The organism is Pseudomonas cannabina (assembly GCF_900100365.1).
GTDB classification, from domain to species: domain Bacteria; phylum Pseudomonadota; class Gammaproteobacteria; order Pseudomonadales; family Pseudomonadaceae; genus Aquipseudomonas; species Aquipseudomonas cannabina.
The window spans coordinates 4,099,003-4,122,270 of the sequence record NZ_FNKU01000001.1; the positions used below are offsets into that span (position 1 = coordinate 4,099,003).

Annotated in this window: 21 protein-coding genes and 3 pseudogenes; 8 read left to right on the plus strand and 16 right to left on the minus strand. The window is 59.0% G+C overall.

Annotated elements, in window-relative coordinates; translation table 11 throughout:
* Positions 1-133: 133 nt before the first annotated feature.
* From BLT55_RS32425 to fdhA, 3 genes and pseudogenes are all read left to right on the plus strand, one after another.
* A pseudogene (locus BLT55_RS32425) lies at positions 134-229 on the plus strand (sarcosine oxidase subunit gamma family protein); the annotation flags it as partial.
* A gap of 228 nt (positions 230-457) precedes the next feature.
* The gene (gene purU, locus BLT55_RS19320; protein ID WP_055002028.1) at positions 458-1,315 is read left to right on the plus strand and encodes a formyltetrahydrofolate deformylase; all 858 of its coding nucleotides are present in this window, start codon (positions 458-460) and stop codon (positions 1,313-1,315) included.
* Between the two features lie 94 nt (positions 1,316-1,409).
* Complete coding sequence (gene fdhA / locus BLT55_RS19325) at positions 1,410-2,609, plus strand: formaldehyde dehydrogenase, glutathione-independent (RefSeq protein WP_003379921.1); 1,200 nt, start codon at positions 1,410-1,412, stop codon at positions 2,607-2,609.
* Positions 2,610-2,669: 60 nt separating this feature from the next.
* Here fdhA and BLT55_RS19330 read toward each other — a convergent pair whose 3' ends face one another.
* A complete protein-coding gene (locus tag BLT55_RS19330; protein ID WP_139206408.1) occupies positions 2,670-3,065 on the minus strand; it encodes a hypothetical protein in 396 nt (131 codons plus the stop codon).
* Between the two features lie 129 nt (positions 3,066-3,194).
* Between BLT55_RS19330 and BLT55_RS19335 the strand changes: the two genes are divergently transcribed.
* Complete coding sequence (locus tag BLT55_RS19335; protein ID WP_004663854.1) at positions 3,195-4,298, plus strand: IS5-like element ISPsy19 family transposase; 1,104 nt, start codon at positions 3,195-3,197, stop codon at positions 4,296-4,298.
* Positions 4,299-4,463: 165 nt separating this feature from the next.
* Here BLT55_RS19335 and BLT55_RS19340 read toward each other — a convergent pair whose 3' ends face one another.
* Both BLT55_RS19340 and BLT55_RS19345 read right to left on the minus strand, forming a co-directional pair.
* The gene (locus tag BLT55_RS19340; protein ID WP_007247761.1) at positions 4,464-5,441 is read right to left on the minus strand and encodes an IS5 family transposase; all 978 of its coding nucleotides are present in this window, start codon (positions 5,439-5,441) and stop codon (positions 4,464-4,466) included.
* 189 nt (positions 5,442-5,630) lie between these two features.
* A pseudogene (locus BLT55_RS19345) lies at positions 5,631-6,161 on the minus strand (RHS repeat-associated core domain-containing protein); the annotation flags it as partial.
* 231 nt (positions 6,162-6,392) lie between these two features.
* Here BLT55_RS19345 and BLT55_RS19350 point away from each other — a divergent pair.
* Positions 6,393-6,953 carry a DUF2780 domain-containing protein gene (locus BLT55_RS19350; RefSeq protein WP_055002129.1) on the plus strand — a complete coding sequence of 187 codons (561 nt, stop codon included), beginning with the start codon at positions 6,393-6,395 and terminating at the stop codon, positions 6,951-6,953.
* A gap of 9 nt (positions 6,954-6,962) precedes the next feature.
* On the opposite strand, the gene BLT55_RS33505 is transcribed toward BLT55_RS19350, so the two are convergent.
* Positions 6,963-7,388: a hypothetical protein gene (locus tag BLT55_RS33505; protein WP_162235005.1), complete on the minus strand. Its 426-nt coding sequence runs from the start codon at positions 7,386-7,388 to the stop codon at positions 6,963-6,965.
* Between the two features lie 274 nt (positions 7,389-7,662).
* Between BLT55_RS33505 and BLT55_RS19360 the strand changes: the two genes are divergently transcribed.
* Complete coding sequence (locus tag BLT55_RS19360; protein ID WP_007247761.1) at positions 7,663-8,640, plus strand: IS5 family transposase; 978 nt, start codon at positions 7,663-7,665, stop codon at positions 8,638-8,640.
* 147 nt (positions 8,641-8,787) lie between these two features.
* On the opposite strand, the pseudogene BLT55_RS19365 reads toward BLT55_RS19360, so the two are convergent.
* A pseudogene (locus tag BLT55_RS19365) lies at positions 8,788-9,216 on the minus strand (RHS repeat-associated core domain-containing protein); the annotation flags it as partial.
* A 71-nt stretch (positions 9,217-9,287) separates the two neighbouring features.
* On the minus strand, positions 9,288-10,181 hold the full coding sequence (locus tag BLT55_RS19370) for an acyltransferase (protein WP_054999078.1): 894 nt from the start codon (positions 10,179-10,181) through the stop codon (positions 9,288-9,290).
* Positions 10,182-10,374: 193 nt separating this feature from the next.
* Here BLT55_RS19370 and rloA2 point away from each other — a divergent pair, with 193 nt between their 5' ends.
* Entirely contained in the window at positions 10,375-10,878 is a 504-nt protein-coding gene (rloA2, locus tag BLT55_RS19375; RefSeq protein ID WP_007248078.1) for a retropepsin-like aspartic peptidase RloA2, read from the plus strand.
* A 234-nt stretch (positions 10,879-11,112) separates the two neighbouring features.
* On the opposite strand, the gene BLT55_RS19385 is transcribed toward rloA2, so the two are convergent.
* From BLT55_RS19385 to BLT55_RS19435, 10 genes are all read right to left on the minus strand, one after another.
* Positions 11,113-11,742, minus strand: coding sequence for a glutathione S-transferase family protein (locus tag BLT55_RS19385; RefSeq protein WP_054999079.1), 630 nt, complete (start codon positions 11,740-11,742; stop codon positions 11,113-11,115).
* 57 nt (positions 11,743-11,799) lie between these two features.
* Positions 11,800-11,994, minus strand: coding sequence for a hypothetical protein (locus BLT55_RS19390; protein ID WP_054999080.1), 195 nt, complete (start codon positions 11,992-11,994; stop codon positions 11,800-11,802).
* Positions 11,991-13,124 (minus strand): PepSY-associated TM helix domain-containing protein, encoded by a 1,134-nt coding sequence (locus BLT55_RS19395; protein WP_054999081.1) that lies wholly within the window; start codon positions 13,122-13,124, stop codon positions 11,991-11,993. Before BLT55_RS19395 ends, BLT55_RS19390 begins: the two co-directional genes overlap by 4 nt.
* A gap of 118 nt (positions 13,125-13,242) precedes the next feature.
* Positions 13,243-14,226 carry a FecR domain-containing protein gene (locus BLT55_RS19400; protein WP_054999082.1) on the minus strand — a complete coding sequence of 328 codons (984 nt, stop codon included), beginning with the start codon at positions 14,224-14,226 and terminating at the stop codon, positions 13,243-13,245.
* Positions 14,223-14,741, minus strand: a complete 519-nt coding sequence (locus tag BLT55_RS19405) for an RNA polymerase sigma factor (protein WP_054999083.1) — start codon at positions 14,739-14,741, stop codon at positions 14,223-14,225. Before BLT55_RS19405 ends, BLT55_RS19400 begins: the two co-directional genes overlap by 4 nt.
* A gap of 728 nt (positions 14,742-15,469) precedes the next feature.
* Positions 15,470-17,176: a choline dehydrogenase gene (gene betA, locus BLT55_RS19410; RefSeq protein ID WP_054998741.1), complete on the minus strand. Its 1,707-nt coding sequence runs from the start codon at positions 17,174-17,176 to the stop codon at positions 15,470-15,472.
* Positions 17,177-17,322: 146 nt separating this feature from the next.
* Positions 17,323-18,795: a betaine-aldehyde dehydrogenase gene (betB, locus tag BLT55_RS19420; protein WP_054998740.1), complete on the minus strand. Its 1,473-nt coding sequence runs from the start codon at positions 18,793-18,795 to the stop codon at positions 17,323-17,325.
* 78 nt (positions 18,796-18,873) lie between these two features.
* Positions 18,874-19,494 carry a transcriptional regulator BetI gene (betI, locus tag BLT55_RS19425; protein ID WP_054998739.1) on the minus strand — a complete coding sequence of 207 codons (621 nt, stop codon included), beginning with the start codon at positions 19,492-19,494 and terminating at the stop codon, positions 18,874-18,876.
* A 279-nt stretch (positions 19,495-19,773) separates the two neighbouring features.
* Positions 19,774-21,162 carry a GTPase/DUF3482 domain-containing protein gene (locus BLT55_RS19430; protein ID WP_054998738.1) on the minus strand — a complete coding sequence of 463 codons (1,389 nt, stop codon included), beginning with the start codon at positions 21,160-21,162 and terminating at the stop codon, positions 19,774-19,776.
* Complete coding sequence (locus tag BLT55_RS19435) at positions 21,155-22,534, minus strand: DUF2868 domain-containing protein (protein WP_054998737.1); 1,380 nt, start codon at positions 22,532-22,534, stop codon at positions 21,155-21,157. The genes BLT55_RS19430 and BLT55_RS19435 overlap by 8 nt, the downstream gene beginning before the upstream one ends.
* A 124-nt stretch (positions 22,535-22,658) precedes the next feature.
* Here BLT55_RS19435 and BLT55_RS19440 point away from each other — a divergent pair, with 124 nt between their 5' ends.
* A complete protein-coding gene (locus tag BLT55_RS19440; RefSeq protein ID WP_054998742.1) occupies positions 22,659-23,171 on the plus strand; it encodes a dihydrofolate reductase in 513 nt (170 codons plus the stop codon).
* Positions 23,172-23,268 lie beyond the last annotated feature (97 nt).

Genomic DNA, 23,268 nt, shown 5'->3' on the forward strand with positions numbered 1-23,268 from the left:
TCACGAAATGGCCAGTACAGCCCCCGAAAATAAGGCGTCTGGACCATCGTCTTCGTGAGCAAGCTCACTCCCACAAAAGCGCAGTATTCCGTGGGAGCGGACTCGTCCGCGAAGACGCCGGACCGGCGAATAGACCTGGGAACTGCTGGTGCGCCGCAGCTTCTCGGATTACTGGTGGCTGCGGTTGCAGGATGCGAGCGCCGAGTATGGGCTAAGCATTCAGGCGTGAAGAGCCTGGAAACCGCCGTGTCAGTTTCAATGAAGACTCCTGTGGGAGTGAGCTTGCTCACGAAATGGCCAGTACAGCCCCCGAAAATAAGGCGTCTGGACCATCGTCTTCGTGAGCAAGCTCACTCCCACACAACACTGCGCTCCCACTGAATTTGTGGATAACGCGGAGCATTGGCACAAGAGTCAGCTGGATTGTGGATAACAAATATTCAGGAGCATAGATTGAATGAGCCGCGCCCCGGACACATGGATTCTGACCGCCGACTGCCCCAGCGTGCTGGGCACAGTAGATGCGCTGACCCGCTTTTTGTTCGAGCAGGGCTGCTACGTCACCGAGCACCACTCCTTTGATGATCGCCTGTCGGGGCGATTCTTCATTCGCGTGGAGTTTCGTCAACCGGAGGCGTTCGACGAGCAGGCATTCAAGGCTGGACTAAGCGAACGGGGCGAAGCGTTCGGCATGATTTTCGAACTCACAGCGCCCAACTACCGGCCAAAAGTAGTGATCATGGTCTCGAAGGCCGATCACTGCCTGAACGACCTGCTCTACCGTCAGCGCATCAATCAGCTGTCCATGGACGTGGTCGCCGTGGTGTCCAACCACCCGGATCTCGAACCGCTCGCTCGCTGGCACGGAATTCCGTACTACCATTTCCCTCTGGACCCGAACGACAAGCCCGCGCAGGAAGCGAAGGTCTGGCAGGTCATTGAAGATTCTGGCGCCGAACTGGTGATCCTTGCGCGTTATATGCAGGTCCTGTCACCGGACCTTTGCCGCAAGCTGGATGGCAAGGCGATCAATATTCATCACTCGCTGCTGCCCGGCTTCAAAGGCGCCAAACCGTACCATCAGGCCTACGACAAAGGCGTGAAACTGGTGGGCGCAACAGCGCATTACATCAACAACGATCTGGACGAAGGCCCGATCATTGCCCAGGGCGTGGAAGTGGTCGATCACAGCCACTACCCCGAAGACCTGATTGCCAAAGGTCGGGACATCGAAGGGCTGACACTGGCCCGCGCGGTGGGCTATCACATCGAACGACGGGTGTTTCTCAACGCCAACAGGACGGTGGTTTTATAGCTGCAAGCGATCAGTATTTCTTGCCGCTTGAAGCTTGCAACTGTTTTTCTCTGCTCTAAATCTGCTTCACCACAATAAAAGCGAGGCGACACGTATGTCTGGTAATCGCGGTGTAGTTTATCTCGGCGCTGGCAAGGTCGAAGTGCAATCCATCCCCTTCCCGAAAATGGAAGACCCACGCGGCAAGCGCATCGAACACGGCGTCATCCTGCGCGTCGTTTCCACCAATATCTGCGGCTCCGATCAGCACATGGTACGTGGCCGCACGACGGCGCAAACCGGGCTGGTGCTGGGCCATGAAATCACCGGCGAAGTGCTGGAAGCCGGTCGCGACGTTGAACACCTCAAAGTCGGTGATCTGGTCTCTGTGCCGTTCAACGTGGCGTGCGGTCGTTGCCGCAGTTGCAAGGAGCAAAATACCGGCGTCTGCCTGACCGTCAACCCGGCCCGTCCCGGTGGTGCTTACGGATATGTCGACATGGGCGACTGGGTCGGTGGTCAGGCAGAGTATGTGCTGGTGCCTTACGCAGACTTCAACCTGCTGAAACTCCCGGACCGCGACGCGGCCATGGAAAAAATCCGCGACCTGACCTGCCTGTCCGACATCCTGCCAACCGGCTACCACGGCGCAGTGACCGCAGGCGTTGGCCCTGGCAGCACGGTCTACGTTGCAGGCGCTGGCCCGGTCGGTCTGGCCGCTGCCGCTTCGGCACGCTTGCTGGGTGCAGCGGTGGTGATCGTCGGCGACGTCAACCCGACCCGCCTGATCCACGCCAAGGCCCAGGGTTTCGAAATTGCCGACCTGTCTCAGGACACGCCGCTGCACGAACAGATCGCTGCCCTGCTTGGCGAACCGGAAGTCGACTGCGCCATCGACGCCGTGGGCTTCGAGGCTCGCGGGCATGGTCACGCAGGGGCGCAGGCCGAAGCACCTGCCACCGTGCTCAACTCATTGATGGGCGTGGTGCGCGTTGCTGGCAAGATCGGCATCCCCGGCCTGTACGTCACCGAAGACCCAGGTGCCGTGGACGCTGCCGCCAAGATGGGCAGCCTGAGCATCCGCCTCGGCCTGGGCTGGGCCAAATCCCACAGCTTCCACACTGGCCAGACCCCGGTCATGAAATACAACCGCCAACTGATGCAAGCCATCATGTGGGACCGCATCAAGATCGCCGACGTGGTGGGTGTTGAGGTGATCAGCCTCGACGATGCGCCGCGTGGTTATGGCGAGTTTGATGCGGGCGTGCCGAAGAAGTTTGTGATTGATCCGCATGGGTTGTTTGGTGGGGTGTAGGCTCAAAAAAAGGGCGGTTCATACCGCCCTTTTGAAACATATAAACCTCCATGAAAAATATTAAAAAGGCGTGAACCAAACGGGATCATATGAAAGACTTTTATATAAATTACCGCCTATTTCAAATCTATTTTTTTTATGAATGCCTAATCTGAAAACTGTCTCGTATTGCCGATTTTCATACCTGCGAATCTTGGCAGGACCATTACCTATGACTTTTCCGCGGTAAGCTTTGACAGGCAGACCTGTGAGCTTGGAAAATTCAGCAGCAAACGACTCAGGTCCATCCGTCGCTGAGTTGCACATGAAAAGATGGACGGATTCATAGCTATCGAATTTTACGTCCTGCTGCCTGAGCTTTAGATCAAGCTTATTTGGAGACACGGGCTGTTGCCCCATCAACATTCTTGGGCCACCATGTATGGACGAATCGTAGCCATGAGCATCAACTACCAACTCTAACTTTCCGCCGCCTCTTACCCTATCATATACATTAACGTTGCTGGCCAGACTCCGACGATTACTTAGAGGGTGTAGACAAAATAAATTAAACTTTCACTCCCTTGTCTGAATAGCCCTCAAGCCATGCCTAAAACCGGACGTCCTCGCTCGATTGCCGCCGAGCACTATCCCGTGCTGGTGAAACTCGCTCATGCACAGCCCTATTCCAGCCAGGCCGAATTGGCGCTCGTATTCTTCGCCGAAACCGGTATCACTGCGCATCCCGACACCTTTGCAAAAGCGTTGAAAATGGCAGGGATTACGCGTGTAAAGCAGCGGGCCAAGGGAAGTTTTCAGTCACCTGAACCTAATAAAGCCTATGGCTACAATGAAACCCACCGCCGCCAACTGCCGGAGCAGCTATATCCGAGTTGCTTGACAGATACCGAGTGGGCACTGGTCGCCGACCTGTTTGAAAGCCAGGGCGGACGAGGAGTGCCACCGCTTCACTCTCGGCGCACGTTGCTGGAAGCCTGTTGCTATGTCGTACGCACGGGGTGCTCATGGCGAATGCTACCCCGCGATTTTCCTCATTGGGACAATGTCTACAAAACGTTCCGCCGGTGGAGCGCTCAAGGCAAGTTCGAGCAAATGCATGATCGCTTGCGAGCTCAATGGCGTGAGCGGGAAGAACGCGCTGACAGCCCGTCAGCAGCGATCCTGGATTCACAGTCGACCCGCAGTTCTCCTCAAGGCGGTGACAGCGGCTACGACGCAGGCAAAAAAGTGAAGGGGCGTAAACGAAGTCTGATTGTCGATACATTGGGCCTGCTGCTGGCTGTCAGTATCAGTGCTGCAAGCGTGCAGGATCGTGACGCGGCGGATGATGCGGTGGCGTACTCGAAGGAAAAATATCCGTCACTGAGCACGCTTTTTGTTGATAGTGCGTACGCAGGAAAATGGGCACAGCGCACCCATCAACTGCACGCTATCGATGTTCAAGTGATCCGTGGCCCGAATAACAGAAGAACAGGGCAATGGCACTCTGAACAAGGCGATCTATTTTCCGTGGAGCCTGTTCAGACTGGATTTGTGGTCATGCCCAAGCGATGGGTAGTGGAGCGAACTCATGCCTGGAATGAGAGAGCTCGGCGACTGATCATGCATCATGATCGCCTTTTTGCGGTAAGCGAGGCATGGGTTTGGTTGGCCGAGGCTCGAATACTCGCGCGCCGACTCACTACATGATTTTGTCTACACCCTCTTAGGGAGACGCTGAACAATTAACCCGTTCGCACCGTCCCCATTTCCAAGCCGGTTTTTTTCAACCTGCCGGCCTTATTTTACGTTTCTCGAGCAGATTTCTGCCCTCATTTTGCTGAAAGGCGGGCCAGTCCCGCCTTTCAGACGGATTTATCCTGCCGTCTGTTGTAAATACCGCTTGGCCAGCATCAGATTGGCCAACCCAAACAAACTGAACAACTGCGCTGTATTCTTTTCCAGCCCACGGTAGCGAACCTTGCGATGATTGAAGCGCACCTTGATTACCTGGAAGGGGTGCTCGACCTTGGCACGCAGTTGCGCCTTGGCATATTCAATTTTGCGCTTGACCCGATACAGCACGCTGCCTTCGCCGTGCTGCTTGTAACTGCTTGGCCGTTCTGCAATCGACCAGATAACGTCCCGTTCAGCATGCTCCGGTCGCTTGGCCGCACCGGTGTATCCAGCGTCACCCGAAACATAGGTTTCGTCACCGTGAAGCAACTGGCCAACCTGGGTGACATCCGCCACGTTAGCGGCCGTCCCTACTACGCTGTGCACCAGCCCCGACGTGGCGTCTACACCAATGTGGGCCTTCATCCCAAAGTGCCATTGATTGCCTTTCCTGGCCTGATGCATCTCAGGATCACGCTTGCCTTCTCGGTTCTTGACCGAGGGCGGCGCGGCGATCAGAGTAGCGTCGACGATAGTGCCTTCCTTGAGCAGCAGCCCCCGGCTGGCCAGATGCTGGTTAATCGTTTCAAACAGCAGCCGGGTTAGCTGATGGACTTCCAGCAAGCGGCGAAAACGCAGCAAGGTGGTGGCATCCGGTGCAGACTCGCGACCCAGGTCGATACCCATAAAACCGCGGATGGCCTGGCTGTCGTAGACGGCATCTTCGCAACCTTCATCGGAGAAACCGAAACACTGCTGCACGACGTACATGCGCAACATGCGCGACACCCCTATCGCAGGGCGTCCGCGCTTGCCTGCGGTGTTGCTATAAAACGGCGCCACTTGCGCCTCCAGCAGGGCCCAGGGCACCAACTGTTCAAGGTCAGCCAGGAAGCGATCTCGGCGAGTCTGCTTTTTCTTGCCGGTATATTCGAGTTCGGAGAAGGTCTTCTGCACGCGCGTAACGCTCACGGAGAGGGAGGCTGTTGAAGGAACTTAGTGTGCCAAGGGTGGGGACAGTTGGCTATTTTTGCAGCGCCTCCTTAGATGTATAAACTTAAGACTTTGAGCAGTTTTCTGAGAATCGGGGCTGACTTTTCTCATCAGACCTAGCCCCCGCAATAGGCCTTTTAGAAATACGGGCCAGTGCCCACTCGAATCAACCCTACTAACCGGATCCCCCTCACAATACCCATACGCATTCAACCCACCCTCGCCAAACGGGCTCAGACTGTCCGGGCTATTGAACCGCATCAACACCGGGTTAAACGCCCGATAGCCATTGCCCAGCAAATAATGCCCCGTCACCGGATCAACTCGCTCACCTGTAAAGCCCGGCAGGTTCATCGGCCCTGTTGAAGGATGACGATGGCCGTAAGGCGTATAAGCAAACGCCAAACCCTGAGCTGCGATCACGGACTGCTGTTGATCGGTCACCAGCAACGCGCTATCGCTCTCATTGTTTTCCGTACGCCGCTGCGCTAACAAATACTCGTCCGTACGCAGAAGCGTATGCTGTATGGGTCCCTGAATCTGTGTCGCCAAGAGACTCTTCTGATAAAACAGCAAAGCTCTGCCCTGCCCTGCCCTGCCCTGCCCCGCAGGCGAGCAGTCGGCCAAGCGATCCGTTGCGTCGTAACGGTATGTGCAGAGCACGACACGATTGTCGGAAGACATGGAAATCACCCATAAAAATCAACGATAACGTCATGATTCTGGGCGGGTGATCTCGTGCTGCACAGCTAGCAGAACTACTAGGTACATCACTTCGCCTGCCGGCGCTGATGTTGGCGCAATGAAATAATGGCCTGTCTTCGGCACGCCGGGAACAAGCCCCTGTTCTTCCAGTCAAACCGAGTGCTTTACCGCCCACTCAGGGGCGGTTCCGGTTTTGATAAAGGTGACGCAATGAAAACTGCACGCGGCATGGCTTTGGTAACGTTGATGGCGCTGGCGGCAAGCCCGGTGTTTGCCTTCAATCTGAATGACGCCGCGAATGCGGTCACCAATGCCACGAATGGCAATCAGAAAGCCACGGCGGCACCCGAAGTCGCGGGGCTGCTCAATACCCTCGGCACGCAGCTCAATGTCACCCCTGAACAGGCTGTCGGCGGAACCGGCGCCTTGCTCGGGCTGGCGAAGAACAAACTGAGCAACGCGGATTTCTCCCAATTGGCCAAATCGGTACCCGGCCTGGAGCAGATGTCTGGCACGTCTGCGCTGGAAAGCCTGGGTTGCGCAAACGGGCTGGGCAGCTTGCTGGGCAAATCGGGCAATAACTCGATGCTCAACAGCGCGCTGGGTAACGTGCAGAACATGGGTGACGTGAACAACGCCTTCAAGGCGCTGGGCATGGACAGCACGATGGTCAGCCAGTTTGCCCCGCTGATTCTGCAATACCTCGGGCAGCAAGGTGCCAGCGGTTCGGCATTGCAGAGTTTGAGTGGGTTATGGGGTGCGGGTAGCTAACCTTAAGCGTCAAGGTCGGCGGACGCCCGAGCTGTTCTTACGCAATATTTCCCCTGTTTTAAACATGTTCTTTTCAATAGGACCTGAGGCCAAACCACCTACTATATTGAAGCCCATTCCAACGACAGGGGCTGACTTTAGCCCCTCTTTAGTCAGTCTCCGATACCACAAAAAAGCTGATTTGAAGTGGGCGCTTGTACTACTTATTTCGCCTGCACTGACTTGCCTTGCAAGTTTCGCATATTGTTTGGCATGGAACATTGATAGATTCTTATCCTTATAGCTGGCCAAGTTTAAGTTGACACCTTTGACATTCTGAACGAAAGGGGCAGAAGGGTCAGCCAGATTGTTTATAGCTTCATCAAGGTACCGTCTAGGACCCATTATTTTTCCTGAGTAACTCTTATTCCTCGTCACGGTATGACGAACAGTCATTATCAATTCTTTCCTCGTCAATGTCTTGAAGGCATTAAGGTTTTTGGCGCGTATTAGTGTTATTACCAGTAGCCCGGAAAGCGGGGAACGCCCCGTCGGATCACTGTAATTAACCGGATCCCCTCCACAATAGGCATAGCCATTCAGCCCACCCTCGCCAAAAGGGCTTAATGCATCTGGACTGTTAAGGAGGCGCTGCAAAAATAGCCAACTGTCCCCACCCTTGGCACACTAAGTTCCTTCAACAGCCTCCCTCTCCGTGAGCGTTACGCGCGTGCAGAAGACCTTCTCCGAACTCGAATATACCGGCAAGAAAAAGCAGACTCGCCGAGATCGCTTCCTGGCTGACCTTGAACAGTTGGTGCCCTGGGCCCTGCTGGAGGCGCAAGTGGCGCCGTTTTATAGCAACACCGCAGGCAAGCGCGGACGCCCTGCGATAGGGGTGTCGCGCATGTTGCGCATGTACGTCGTGCAGCAGTGTTTCGGTTTCTCCGATGAAGGTTGCGAAGATGCCGTCTACGACAGCCAGGCCATCCGCGGTTTTATGGGTATCGACCTGGGTCGCGAGTCTGCACCGGATGCCACCACCTTGCTGCGTTTTCGCCGCTTGCTGGAAGTCCATCAGCTAACCCGGCTGCTGTTTGAAACGATTAACCAGCATCTGGCCAGCCGGGGGCTGCTGCTCAAGGAAGGCACTATCGTCGACGCTACTCTGATCGCCGCGCCGCCCTCGGTCAAGAACCGAGAAGGCAAGCGTGATCCTGAGATGCATCAGGCCAGGAAAGGCAATCAATGGCACTTTGGGATGAAGGCCCACATTGGTGTAGACGCCACGTCGGGGCTGGTGCACAGCGTAGTAGGGACGGCCGCTAACGTGGCGGATGTCACCCAGGTTGGCCAGTTGCTTCACGGTGACGAAACCTATGTTTCGGGTGACGCTGGATACACCGGTGCGGCCAAGCGACCGGAGCATGCTGAACGGGACGTTATCTGGTCGATTGCAGAACGGCCAAGCAGTTACAAGCAGCACGGCGAAGGCAGCGTGCTGTATCGGGTCAAGCGCAAAATTGAATATGCCAAGGCGCAACTGCGTGCCAAGGTCGAGCACCCCTTCCAGGTAATCAAGGTGCGCTTCAATCATCGCAAGGTTCGCTACCGTGGGCTGGAAAAGAATACAGCGCAGTTGTTCAGTTTGTTTGGGTTGGCCAATCTGATGCTGGCCAAGCGGTATTTACAACAGACGGCAGGATAAATCCGTCTGAAAGGCGGGACTGGCCCGCCTTTCAGCAAAATGAGGGCAGAAATCTGCTCGAGAAACGTAAAATAAGGCCGGCAGGTTGAAAAAAACCGGCTTGGAAATGGGGACGGTGCGAACGGGTTAATTGTTCAGCGTCTCCTTAAAGCGCATCAGCGTCGGATTGAACGCGCGAACCCCGTTCCCCAGCAAATAATGGCCAGTGAGTGGGTCAATCGCCTGCCCGGTAAAACCAGGGACGCCAGATGAAGCCGTTTGTGGGGATCGCGCACCATAAGGGCTGTAGACAAACGACTGATTTCGCATGGCCTCAAGGCTGTGCAGCACCGAGTTTGCTTGATCTGTGGCGAGCACATCGAAAAGAACCTGACCAGAATCTACCCGGCGCAATGCCAGCAAAAGATCTTTTGCCTGAACGACAGAATGCCGGGAAGCACCCTGTATCGCTGTGGCCAGACGGTTGTTTAAATAAAATCGCCTGACCACTTCCTGCCCCGCAGGCACTATGCTTGCCAGCCGGTCCAGTGCGTCGTAGTGGTACACGCCAAGCAGCGAAACATCGGGCGATGACATGAGAATGACCTCTCGCAGAACCAGAGGCCAGTCTCATCCACCCGTTACGTCTCGTCTACCTGTCAGATCTATCAGTGCCCGGACAGCTCCAGCCGCAACGCCGCAATACGCGCATCTTTCTCAATCCAGAGCTGATTGACCCAGCCCTGCACTTTCTCGCGAAACATCGGGTCGTTCTCGTAATCGCCCTGCCACAGCGCAGGGTCCAGCTCGCGGGTCTGGATGTCGACGATCACCTTGGCAACCCGTCCGCAGAGCATGTCCCAGAACCCGTGAATGCCTGAGCCCGGATAGACCACCGTGACGTCCAGAATGGCATCCAGTTGCTCACCCATCGCGGCCAGCACGAAGGCGACACCACCCGCTTTGGGCTTGAGCAGGTGCGTGTAGGGTGAAGCCTGAGCGGCATGTTTGGCCGGCGTGAAGCGCGTGCCTTCCAGGTAATTGACGATGGTCACCGGCTGGCGCTTGAACAACTCGCAGGCCGCCTTGGTGATTTCCAGATCCTCGCCTTTGCGTTCCGGGTGCTTCGCCAGAAAAGCCTTGCTGTAGCGCTTCATGAACGGGTAATCCAGCCCCCACCACGCGAGGCCCAGCAACGGCACCCAGATCAGTTCTTTTTTCAGGAAGAACTTGAAGAACGGCGTGCGGCGGTTGAGTGCCTGGATCAATGCGGGAATGTCGACCCACGACTGATGGTTGCTGATGACCAGATAAGACGTGTCGCCGCGCAGCCCTTCATCGCCGCGGATGTCCCATCGGGTGGGTATGAAGGTCGCGAAGATGGCCTTGTCGATCTCGGCCCAAGTCTCGGCTATCCACATGACCGCGCGTGAGCAGCGATCACGCATTGGGCCCCAGAGCATCAACTTGAGCAGGGCGAGAATCAGCAAGGGTCCGATCAGCACCAAAGTGTTGACCAGCAGCAGAAGTGTGACGAAACAGCCGGTGAGCAGACGGCGCATAGCGGACTCTTGAAGGTTCAGGGGCGGCAATAATAAAGACCCTCGCGTTTTACGCCAATTACACAGGTGCTTACAAATGTTTCACGCAATCGTCCGTATGCTGGTTCTACATTCATTCTGCCGAACCAACCTAAGGTTCGCTGTCTAAAAACGGGCGCCGATTCGGCGCTGCCCATTGCGAGGAACCTCTCACGTGAAACCGATTCTGGCGCTGTTGTCCCTGCTGGCTCTGCCGGTCATGGCTGCTGAACCCACGCTGTATGGCCGCTACGAGAACATCAAGGTGCTGGAAATAGGCCAGACCTTCAAAGCCAAAATGGACACCGGCGCGCTGACCGCATCGCTGTCGGCCAAAGACATCGAGCTGTTCAAGCGGGATGGCGATGACTGGGTACGCTTCCGTCTCGCAAGCAAAGGCGCGGATGGCAAAGTGTACGAGCACAAGGTTTCACGGATCAGCAAGATCAAGGGTCGCGCTGAAGGCGATGACGAGGACGATGATGGCGTGAACGCTGCCAAGCGGCCGGTAGTGGACCTGGAGCTGTGCCTCGGCAACAAGAAACGCACGGTCGAAGTGAATCTGGTGGATCGCAGCCACTTCAATTTCCCGCTGCTGATCGGCGCCAAGGCTTTGCGTGAATTCGACGCAGCAGTCAACCCGGCCCGTCGTTATACGGCTGACGAGCCTGATTGCTGAGGTTTTTTATTGCCTTGCACTATCGTGCGGCGCAGTGCATATCTGTGACGCGGAGCGTCACGCAAGGCATTCCCACGCTGGAGCGTGCGGAACGATAGGTGTCTGAGCTAAAGCGTAACTATCGTGCGACGCTCCGCGTCGCATGCCGTTCTGGACGCTCTGCGTCCAATCCGAACACGCGGCGCGGCTCAGACCTATGACGCGCGCTGATGCGTGAGGAACGACAGCCCTGACTCAAACCGGCGGCTGGGTCGTTTGCATCGACGGCCGCTGGCTGACTTCCAGATACCACTTAGCCAGCTCGGGATAGCTGTTGCGCCAGTTCAGGTCAGGCTGGCGGAAGTCGAGATAACCCAATGTGGCCGCCATGCTGATGGAGGCCACGTCGAATGATGAGCTGAGTTCAGTGATCGCATTGTTTTCGAAGTAGCTCAAAGAACGTTCGATTTTCTGTTGCTGATTGTCCAGCCACTGGTCCCAGTGTTTTTCCTGCGGGCGCAAAGCGGTTTCATAACGGATCAGCACAGCGGCGTCCAGCACCGCATCGGCCAGCGAGGCCAAGGTCAGGCGTCTCCAGCGTGTCGAGCCTTCACGGGGGATCAGCGGCAGACCCACGTGCTGGTGGTCCAGGTAATCAAGAATGACCCGGCTGTCATGAATCACACTACCATCAGCCAGGCGCAATGCCGGGAGCTTGCCTGCCGGGTTGTCTTCATTGAGTTCGGCAGACGGGCTGACCGGCGTCAACACGGTGGGCTGCAACTGCACGCGCTCGAGCTGAGCGGTTTCGTGAAGCATCACCACTACTTTGCGGGCAAAGGGCGAAGCAGCGTTGAAATACAACGTCATCGTGGGCGCTGACATGGGTGTTCCTCGAATGAGACAGGTCCCTAGACTAGTCAGCGTGTCGCAGGTCCGCAATCAGTGTGTCGATCCGCTGTGCCGCGTCAGCAACCCCCGGAGACTCAACCCGCCCGAAATCCCCATACCCACCCAGGCCAGCGTGTCCCACCAGCCGTCACCCAGCAGCGCCGCGAACAGGCCTGTTGCCGTGAGCAAAGCAATCGCGCCGGGGATCGCAAAGGTCTTCCAGAACCGTGACGGCCTTGAACTCATTGCGCCACCTGCGCCTGGATAGCAGGCACTGAGCGCGCGGCGCGGCGTCTGACCCACCACAGGTAAACCCCGCTGCCGAGCACGATGATGGTCAGTACGTCCAGCACCGCCCAGAGAATCTTCATCGGCATGCCGCCGTAATCACCGAAGTGCAGCGGTTGCGACATGCCCAGCGCATCCATGTACCAAGGGCGCTCGACCACAGCGGTGACACGCAGGGTTTGCGCGTCGATCAGCACCGGTGTTGCGAGGTGTGCCGTCAGATGAGTATTGCCCTTGAGGAACACGGCGTAATGGTGCTCGCTGGAAAAGCGCGTACCGGGGAAGGCGATGAAGTCAGCCTGCATGCCGGGCGCAGCCGATTCGGCGATCTCCAGCAAACGCGTCGCCGGAGCGCGCTGGGTCAGTGGCGGCGCGCCTTTGTACGGCGCGATCATTGTCGCCAGCGCGTCGTTACGCCACGAGGCAATCAACAGGTCGGCGCAGGCGCTGATCACCCCCGTCACGCCGACGACCAGCGCCCAGGTCAGCGTCACCACACCAATCAGGTTATGCAGGTCGAGCCAGCGCGTGCGTCGGGATTTGTTGGCGCGCACCTGCGCGAACTCCAGTTTGCGCATGAACGGTGCATACAGCACCGTTCCGGACACGATGGCCACCACAAACAGCAGCCCCATGAAAGCCAGCAAGAGTTTGCCGGGCAGCTCGGCGTACATGTCGACATGCAGGCGCAGCATGACCATCATGAAACCGCCATTGGCCGACGGTATTTCCAGCGCCTCGCCGTTGCGCGCATCCAGCGCGAAGGTGTGCGATGAATTGGGCTCAGTGCCTGCCGTGGCGGCTGTGATCGCCATCACGCCGTTGGGGTCTTCGTCGTCCCAGCCGAAATACTGCAGCACTTCGCCGGGACGATACGCTTCGGCAGCTCGGGTCAGTTGCTCCAGGTCCAGGCGCGGTGTGTCGGCAGGCATCTCCCGGTACTGCGGCGCGTCGCCCAGCAGGTGATCGATTTCATGATGAAAGATCAACGGCAGGCCCGTTATCGCCAGCATCAGCAGAAACAGGGTGCAGATCAGGCTGCTCCAGGTATGAACGATGGACCAGCGACGCACGGTTTGGCTTTTCATGAATTATCCACAGGCGAAGAGGACCGCTGAGCGCGCCCTTGAATGACGTGTAAAACCAAGCCGTATGAAAAGCGGAAAGTGTCAGGGGCAATTCGCTGGCAAACTGAAAAGAGGTGTTTCAGCGTTTCGCCGGGCTGGCGTCAAGCTGGGCGTCCCTTGCCTGCACGCTGACCCACCACTTGGTGTGCTGCTCGATCTGCACGGGCAGCGTGGGCAGCAGCGCCTTGAGCGCCAGGTCAGTGTCGGCCAGCGGGAACGCGCCGGTGATGCGCAAATCAGCGATTTTCGGATCAACCCCAAGATGCCCGGCACGATAGCGGCCCAGTTCTGCAAGCAGGTCGGCCAGTCGGGCGTTGTCCACCACCAGCATGCCGCGGGTCCAGGCGTCAGTGCCGGAAGGCAGGCTGAGCAGCGGGCCCAGACCGTTGCGAGTCAACAGGATCTGCTGGCCTTCGCGCAGCACTTGCCCATCGACCGCATTACGGGGGTTGGCAGCCACCGCCGACTGCAAGACGCTCAACAGCGTCCCGTCCGCTTCACGCCGGACCAAAAACCGCGTGCCCAGTGCGCGCATGCGGCCATCCGGCGTTTCAACGATGAACGGCCGTGGATCATCGTGATTGCCAGTCTGCACCAGTATTTCGCCGTCTTGCAGAACGATCCGGCGTTGCTGCGCATCGAACCGCACGTCGATGGCGCTGTGGGTATTGAGACGAATCAGGGTGTTATCGGCCAGATGCACGTCACGCTGTTCGCCGGTGGCGGTGCGTAGATCGGCCAGCCAGTAATTCACCGGCAGGTAGCCATCGCCCATGAACAGGGCCAGACCTAACGCCACACACATCACCGCCAGACCGCCACCCAGCTTGCGCAGGCTATGTCGCAGCGCGCCAGACGATTGCTGCAACGCCTTGCGCGCCGGACCTGCTGGCAGGGCAAAACGTTGATTCACCATGCCTAATTGACGCCAGGCTCTGGCATGTTCTTCATCAGCGGCCAGCCATTGGGCGAACTCGGCACTGTTGCCGTGGGCGCCATCCAGATCGAGTTGCCACTGGATGGCGGCATCCAGCACACGCGCGGAAACAGGTCGGGCGCTCATGTCGGCTCGCCGTAAAGCGCCACGTAGCACTGACGCATCGCCTGGGCCAGATATTGCCGGACTCGCGAGACCGAAACGCCCAGCCGCTCGGCAATCTCGCCGTGGCTCAATCCGTCGAGACGGTTATACAGAAACGCAGCCCGTGCCTTGCTCGACAGCTTGTCGAGCAGGCGGTCGATGGTTTTGAGGTCTTCGAGAATCAGCAATTGCTCTTCAGGTGAAGGCTGTTCGGCTTCCGGAAGTTGCATCAACTCGCCGAGGTAAGCCTGTTCGAGCGCAGCGCGGCGGAAGTAATCGAACATAAGGCCTTTGGCGATGGTCGCCAGAAAAGCACGCGGCTCGCGGGGCGCAAGCAGCTCATCGCGACCGAGCAGACGCACGAACGTGTCCTGGCTAAGGTCCTGCGCACGCTGCGGGCAGGCGACATTACGCCGAAGCCAGGCCAGCAGCCACCCGCGATGATCGCGATACAACGCACCAACGATTTCGCTATGAGCGCTTGGGACTGACGACACGAACGGCCTCGATGAGAAAGATCGAACTAAAGAGAATCATTCGCGATTGTGGCAGAGCGGAGGGGGAGTGGCAATTGGCGTCTGTCGGGAGGCTGAGGACTGACTCCAGAGTTTCAGGAGGTTACGACGGCTGCGATGGGCTGCGAAGCGGCCCTGAAACCTGCTGCCTCGGTTGGGGCCGATGCACCGTATTCACCGGTTTTGCTGCCGGTTCCCGGCAGTTCGCGGACAAGTCCGCTCTCACATTAACGTTCGCGGACAAGCGAAGCGTCGCCCGGCACGCTCCCACACAGGCGAAGCGTGAAATGCGCGCTCGCGCTGGAGAGATCAGCGCTTTGCACAGGCCTGCTTTTGATTCTGGCCGAAGGCCGTGGGAGCGAACTTGTTCGCGAAGGCGGACGTTTAGACGATATATTTTTGAGAACGTACTGACCCTTTCGCGGACAAGCGAAGCGTCGCCCGGTCCGCTCCCACACAAGCGAAGCGTGAAATGCGCTTTCGCGCTGGAGAGATCAGCGTTGTGCACAGGCCTGCTTTGGATTCTGGCCGAAGGCCGTGGGAGCGAACTTGTTCGCGAAGGCGGACGTTTAGACGATATATTTTTGAGAACGTACTGACCCTTTCGCGGACAAGCGAAGCGTCGTCCGGTCCGTTTCTACACGCTCATGCGCGCTGTTGGCTGGGGAACGCCAGTCGTCCTCACGGCGTGAAGACGACTGGTCACTGGATCAAGCCTGGTGGCTGATCTCACGCAGCGGCTTGCCGCGTGCTGGCTTGTCGCCTGCGACGAAGTAGTCGGCGGTGCTGCGGGGCAGTGGCTGGCGGCCGCGGATCTTGTCGGCGATTTTCTCGGCGATCATGATCGTCGGGGCGTTCAGGTTGCCGGTGGTGATGATCGGCATGATCGAAGCATCCACCACACGCAAGCTTTGCATGCCGTGCACACGGCCCTGACCATCGACCACGGCCATCTCGTCGGTGCCCATTTTGCAGGAGCAGGACGGGTGATACGCCGTTTCGGCATGTTCCCGCACAAACTGGTCCAGCGCCTCATCGGACTGCACGTCAATGCCGGGGCTGATTTCACGGCCGCGGTACGGGTCAAGCGCCGGCTGCTGCATGATCTCGCGGGTCAGGCGGATACCGTCACGGAATTCCTGCCAGTCCTGCTCTGAAGCCATGTAGTTGAACAGGATGCTAGGGTACTCGCGCGGGTCCTTGGACTTGACGTGTACGCGTCCACGGCTTGGCGAACGCATCGAGCCAACGTGCGCCTGGAAGCCGTGTTCCTGAACACCCTTGGTGCCGTTGTAGTTAATCGCGACCGGCAGGAAGTGATACTGAATGTTCGGCCATTCGAACGCTTCGCTGGAGCGAATGAAACCACCCGCTTCAAACTGGTTGCTCGCGCCGATACCTGTGCCGAGGAACATCCACTCTGCGCCGATGGCAGGCTGGTTCCACCACTTCAGCGAAGGGTAAAGCGACACGGGCTGGGTGCAGGCATATTGCAGGTACATCTCCAGGTGATCCTGAAGGTTCTGGCCAACACCCGGCAGATCATGAACCACCGGGATGTCGAGCTTGTTCAGCAACGCGGCAGGACCGACACCAGAGCGTTGCAGGATCTGCGGCGAGGCAATGGCGCCGCCACACAACAACACTTCCTTGCGGGCACGGGCTTCAATGCGCGTGTCGCTGTCGCCTACCAGATAGGCCACGCCGACGGCACGCTTGCCTTCGAACAGGATGCGGTCGGTCAGTGCGTGAGTGACAATCGTCAGGGTCGAACGCTTTTTTGCTTCGTCCAGATAGCCACGCGCGGTGCTGGCACGACGGCCTTTCGGCGTCACGGTGCGGTCCATTGGACCGAAGCCTTCCTGCTGATAACCGTTGAGGTCGTCCGTGCGCGGAAAACCGGCTTGCACGCCCGCTTCAACCATCGCGTGGAACAGCGGATTGTTACCGGCTTTGGGCGTGGTCACGCTGACCGGACCGTCGCCGCCGTGGTAATCGTTCGGGCCGATGTCACGGGTTTCAGCCTTGCGGAAGTACGGCAGGCAGTCGAGGTAGCTCCAGTCTTCGAGGCCCGGCTCTTTGGCCCAGCCGTCGTAGTCCATCGCGTTGCCACGGATGTAGCACATGCCGTTGATCAACGAAGAGCCGCCCAGGCCCTTGCCGGGACCGCATTCCATACGGCGGTTGTTCATGTGCGGCTCTGGCTCGGTCTCGTAAGCCCAGTTGTAGCGACGGCCTTGCAGCGGGAACGCCAGCGCGGCAGGCATCTGGGTACGGAAGTCCAGACGGTAGTCCGGGCCACCGGCTTCCAGCAGCAGAACAGTGACGCCTGCGTCTTCGGTAAGACGGGCTGCCAGGGTATTACCGGCAGAGCCGGCACCAATGATGATGTAGTCGAATTCGGATTGCGTCGTCATAGAGGCTCCCTCATAGAGCTGCAAGTCTCAAGCCTTGGCTGCAAGCAGAAGCAGCAAGGCGATACTTGTGAAAATGGGGTGCGGCAAGCCGCTGTTGATTGCGTCTGCTTGCGGTTTGCCACGTGCCACCTGGAACTGAACGGTGTTTAGAAAACCGAGGTGTAGTCGCCCAGTTCGATCTGCACCGACTTGATGCGCGTGTACTGGGCCAGCGAGCTGATGCCGTTTTCACGACCCACACCGGACTGCTTGTAACCGCCGACCGGCATTTGCGCCGCCGACTCGCCCCAGGCGTTGATCCAGCAGATACCGGCTTCCAGCAGATGAATCACGCGGTGGGCGCGGTTCAGGTCGCGGGTAACGATGCCGGCCGCCAGACCGAAATCAGTGTCGTTGGCACGACGTACCACTTCGTCTTCGCTGTCGTAACCGAGGATGCTCATCACCGGGCCGAAGATTTCTTCGCGCACGATGGTCATCTCGTCGGTGCAGTCGGTGAACACGGTCGGGGCAACGAACGCGCCCTTGTCGAACACACCACCGGTCAGGCGATCGCCGCCGCACAGCAGGCGTGCGCCCTGCTCTTTGCCTTTGGCGATGTAGCCCAGCACGCTTTCCATGTGTTCGAAGCTGACCAGCGGGCCAAAGTTGATGTTTTCGTCTTCCGGGTTACCGGCACGAATACGCTTCACACGCTCAAGGATTTTCGCTTCGAATTCGGCTTTCAGCACGTTCGGCACAAACACACGCGTACCGTTGGTGCAGACCTGGCCGGAACTGTAGAAGTTGGCCATCATCGCAATGTCGGCGGCGCGATCCAGGTCGGCGTCGTCGAACACGATCAGCGGCGACTTGCCGCCCAGTTCCATGGTCACTTCCTTGAGCGACGAGCTCGACGCGCTGGCCATGACTTTTTTGCCGGTGTCGGTGCCGCCAGTGAAGGAGACCTTCTCGATGCGCGGGTGCTCAGTGATCCAAGTGCCGACTTCACGGCCGCTGCCGGTCAACACGTTGAACACGCCGTTCGGCACGCCGGCTTCGGTGTAGATTTCTGCCAGCTTCAAGGTAGTCAGCGAAGTGACTTCGCTTGGCTTGAAGATCATCGCGTTGCCCGCCGCCAGTGCTGGCGCGGATTTCCACAGCGCGATCTGGATCGGGTAGTTCCACGCGCCAATGCCTGCAACCACACCCAGCGGTTCGCGGCGGGTGTAAACAAAGGAAGAATCACGCAGCGGGATCTGTTCGCCTTCGATGGCGGGCACCAGGCCTGCGTAGTACTCCAGCACGTCAGCGCCGGTCACGACGTCGACATAACGGGTTTCGGAGATGGCCTTACCGGTGTCCAGCGTTTCCAGTGCAGCCAGCTCATCGTTGCGCTCACGCAGGATATCAACGGCACGACGCAGGATGCGCGAACGCTCGACTGCGGTCATGGCGGCCCAGATTTTCTGGCCTTTTTCAGCAGCGACTACCGCACGCTCGACGTCTTCCTTGCTGGCGCGCTGGATCTGCGCCAGGACTTCGCCGTTGGCAGGGTTGATCGAGTCGAACGTTTCAGGGTTGCTGGCATCGACATAACCGCCGTCGATGTAGAGTTTCTGCAATTCAAAACGGGCCATAAAGTCCTCGCACATTCAGTTGGGGAGGCGATGACTGATTTCAGTGTGCCGGGTTCGTTCGGCAACAGGCTTGTGCAGTCATTCGGTAAGGGGGCTTCGAAAGCCTAAGCTCGCCGATTTCGCCAATTGGAAGTCCATGTATTCGTAAGCGATCCGTTGCGCTTGCTCGGTGTCGAATGCATCGCCTGACAGCGCGCCCCGCAGCCACAGCCCGTCTATCAGGGCTGCCAGCCCGCGGGCGGCGTTGCGTGCCTGTTCCAGGGGCAAGGTGCGACGGAACTGACAGCACAGGTTCGAGTACAGACGGTGATCGTTGATGCGCTGCAATCGGTGCAACGCCGGGTGATGCATGCTGGTCGCCCAGAAGGCCAGCCAGGTTTTCATGGCCGGGCCGCTGACCTGGCTGGCGTCGAAGTTGCCTTCGATGATCACTTGCAGGTGCGCCCTGGGGCTGTCGTCGGTCAAAGCCTGTCGGCGTTCGCAGACGTTCTGGATCAGGGCGTTCATCAGGTGCCGCATCGTCGCGGCGATCAGGCCGTTCTTGCCCTGAAAATAGTGACTGATGATGCCGTTGGAGACGCCTGCCAGGCGTGCGATCAGCGCAATGCTGGCATCGCCCATACCCACCTGATCGACCGCTGTGAGCGTGGCCTGAATCAGTTGCTGGCGGCGGATGGGTTGCATACCGACCTTGGGCATTGGCGCGAATCTCCCGGTTGTCTGCAGTGATCGTTGTATCGAATTGACCGGGCTAGTCTAAAGATTTTTTATTGAACGATCAATCAATAAAAAATCAGCGGTGAGTTTATAGCGGCAAGCGGCAAGTTGAAAAACGCTGATAGCACCAGGCTGGCATGACTCTGTGGGAGTGAGCTTGCTCACGAAACAAATGGTTCAAACGCCCCATATCTGGGTACTGTACCGACCCCTTTGTGAGCAAGCTCACTCCCACAAGTGTGTAACTGGCGCTGACATTCCTCAATCCTGCAGCACCACACTCGCCAGTTCATCAATCGCTTCCTGCCTCTCGCCCTGATTCGGCTTCGGATGCGGGTTGAGCGTCGACCACTGCGGATGGGCGCGGGCTCGGGAAAGGGGGTCGGGGATTTTGCCTTTGCGCCAGGTCTTGTCCTGCGGCGTGGTCAGTTCGATGCTGTGCATGGCCGCGTGCCCTCTCACACCCAGCGCCAGCAGCAACTGCCGCTGCCGCAGGGCGAGCAGGCGCAGCACCGCGTCGTCTACCGTCAGTTCTCTGCGCCCTTTGAATTTGCCCAGCAACCGGCCGCCGTAGCTGCGCGCCGTCGATAACGCCCCCCCCGCAATCGCCCCGACCAGCGCCGCTGCACCGAGGGTCACACCACCGACCATCAAGTCCACCCCTGCCCCGGCCGCCGCACCCGCTGCCACACTGCCGCCGACGCGCACGCCCATCAATTTGAGGGTTTCCGGATTGAACAGGTCGTCGCCCCAGCGCCCATCCATCAACGGCAGATCGCTGGCAGACACATCGTCTTTGCGAAAGGCATGCAGTTTGAGCAGCGCTTCGACACAGCGCTGCTCACGCTGGCGAACAGCCTTGCGCAACGCCTCCACGGCCTGCTGCTCCTGATCGGCAGTGGTTTCGACGCTGCTCCGACAGGCCGCGCAATCGATCAGCATTTCCGCGATCAGGCGGGCAGCGCTGTGACGTCTGGCAGCACGCTGTTTTTCCTGATCATCGATCAGGCGCTCCAGCCGGGACCGGGCGCTTTCCAGCAGCAGCGCCAGGCTTTCATACAAGCGACGGCCGCCGTCTTCCGGGGGCGCCACGCTGTCGAAGCGCACCAGCGCGTGCAGGCCCAGGCGCGAAAGGGCTTCGCGCCATTCCGGCTCGCGATGCTGCGCGGCACTGACAAAGTTCAGCACCGGCAGCAACGGTTTGCCGCAACTGGCCAGCACCGCCAGTTCGTCGCGATACTTGGCCAGCACCGGCTCACGCGCATCGATCACGTACAACCCCGCATCCGAGTCGAGCAGTTGGCGCAGCACCTTGGCTTCCTGCTCGAAACGCTGTCGCGCTTCGCTGCCGTCAAGAAAGCGCGACAATCGCGCCGGGCCATCCAGCCGCTCACCGGGGCGATCCAGTCGCTCCAGATAATCGAGCAGCGCAATGGCGTCTTCCAGACCCGGCGTGTCATACAGCTCGACCAGCGCCTGGCCGTCCACCGACAGGCGCGCACCTTCTACGTGGCGGGTGGTGCTGGGCCTATGGGAGACCTCACCGAAACTCACATCGCCGGTCAAGGTGCGCAGCAGCGAGGTCTTGCCGACGTTGGTGTGACCGACCACGGCCAGCTTGATCGCACGGGTGCTGTCTGCTTCAGTCATGGCCTGTCTCCAGCCAGTTCAACGGCGCGCTGTCTGTGCGGTGCAATTGCAGTTGATCCAGCGCGAGGCGCCAGTCGCCCACACGCTCCGGATCGAGCGTCTGCCCGACGGGTGCAGGCAGCAGCCAGATGCGCGCCGCCCCTGCGCAGCGCACCAGCTCGGCAATCAGCGCCAGGCTGCCACGATCCGGTGAACGGCGCGGATCGCAGGCGATGACCATACGCGCAGGCGGATAGTGAGCCAGTTGCTCAAGAAGTTTCTGGCGCGACTCGCGGCTGTCAAGCACGCCGGCATTGGCCACACCGGAAGGCAACTGTGGCGGCCAGACCTGCTGATCATCCAGCTCGATTGCCACCAGCAGCGCGCCGTTGCTTTCAACAGCGCTCACGCCGGATTGCACCTGATGCAGCGCAGCGGGCTCGGCATCGTTGACGCCCAATCGCTCGCTGCTGGGCATCAGTCGTTCTCGCAGCTCAAGGTACTCCGGCAGCTCAAGATCAAGACGCAACGCAGCCCGCCCGCGCTTCCAGCGCCACAGACAGAACGCCGCCAGCAAAAGACGCGGCAGAATGCCGTACACCAGCAGCACACCCACCAGCCACGCGGCCCAGGCCTGCCGCGCATTCTCGATGCTCAACGCGCCGTTGCCGCTGGCGCGGATCATGGTTTCATCCGGCACACTGAAGCCCAGCCAGGCCGGGAGCGTACCGAGGGTCTGGGTCAGGCTGACAAAAGTGTCGCTGCTCAGAATCGTGGTTTCCCAGACAAAACCGTAGCGCCGGGTTGCCATCAGCATCAGCAGCACCACCAGCGCACTGAGCAATGCCAGCAACCACAGGCTGTGAACCACCAGCCCGAGCACCCAGCGATTCAGGCGTTTGCGTTGCAGCAGCAGAACCAGCGCAGGCGCGAGTTGCGCGGCCTGCGCGTCACGGGCGAGCTTTTCGCTCAGCCACAACCATAACCGTCCCAACCCGGTGTTGCTGCGCCCGGCGAACATCAAACCCAGCGCCCAACTGGCCAGCAGCAGCACATTTACGCCCAACAGGCTGCCCAGCGCCCAGAACACGTTGACCGGCGTCTGCCCGTCACCCATCGCGGCAAAGGCCAGCCCTGCCCCGCTGATGACGGCCAACACGGCCAGCGCCATCAAGGCCAGGCGCGCGCCTTGCTTCCAGCGATGCAGCGCAGCGAGCATGCCGTCGCGCTCCGCCAGCCCGAGAGCGCGGTGCGTGATACGGGCGTTCAGATCGCCTCCGGCGGCGCGGGCTAGGCGGTTGGCTTCCTGATCATCCAGCGCGCCCGCCTGCTGTTCACGCAGGCGCACGGCTTCGGTCAACCAGAGGGTATCGAGTGGGGTCAGTGCAGTCACACGGCGTCTCTTGATTTAATACTGCTGATTGAATGCTGCGGTGAGCATAAACGCTGCCATCGGACTGAGCACGGCGCGTATCAGTTCATTCGCCCGCTCCGCGACCTCTGATATCCTCGCGCCCATGAAAATTCATCTCTCGCTCAGCCTGATTGCCGCCCTTGGTGAAAACCGAGTAATCGGCGTCGACAATTCCATGCCCTGGCATCTGCCGGGGGATTTCAAGTATTTCAAGGCCACCACACTCGGCAAACCGATCATCATGGGTCGCAAGACCTGGGATTCGCTGGGCCGTCCCCTGCCCGGCCGCCTCAATCTGGTGGTCAGCCGCCAGGCGGACCTGCAACTTGAGGGCGCGGAAGTCTTCCCGTCGCTGGACGCCGCCGTGGTGCGCGCCGAGCAATGGGCGCAGCAACAGGGCGTCGATGAAGTGATGTTGATTGGCGGCGCTCAGCTTTATGCGCAGGGCCTTGCGCACGCGGACCGTCTGTATTTGACTCGCGTGGCGCTGAGCCCTGAAGGCGACGCGTGGTTTCCGGAATTTGATACCGCGCAATGGGCGCTGGTGTCCAACACCGAAAATGCCGCCGTCGATGACAAGCCCGCTTACAACTTTGAGGTCTGGGAACGCCTCTGAGCGTTTTTTAGCGCCGATTCAGACCACCGTCCAAAAACCGTAACAAAAGTGTCGTTTTTGGTTTCGGCGTCGCAAATAAAGGGGCAAACGGCGTCTT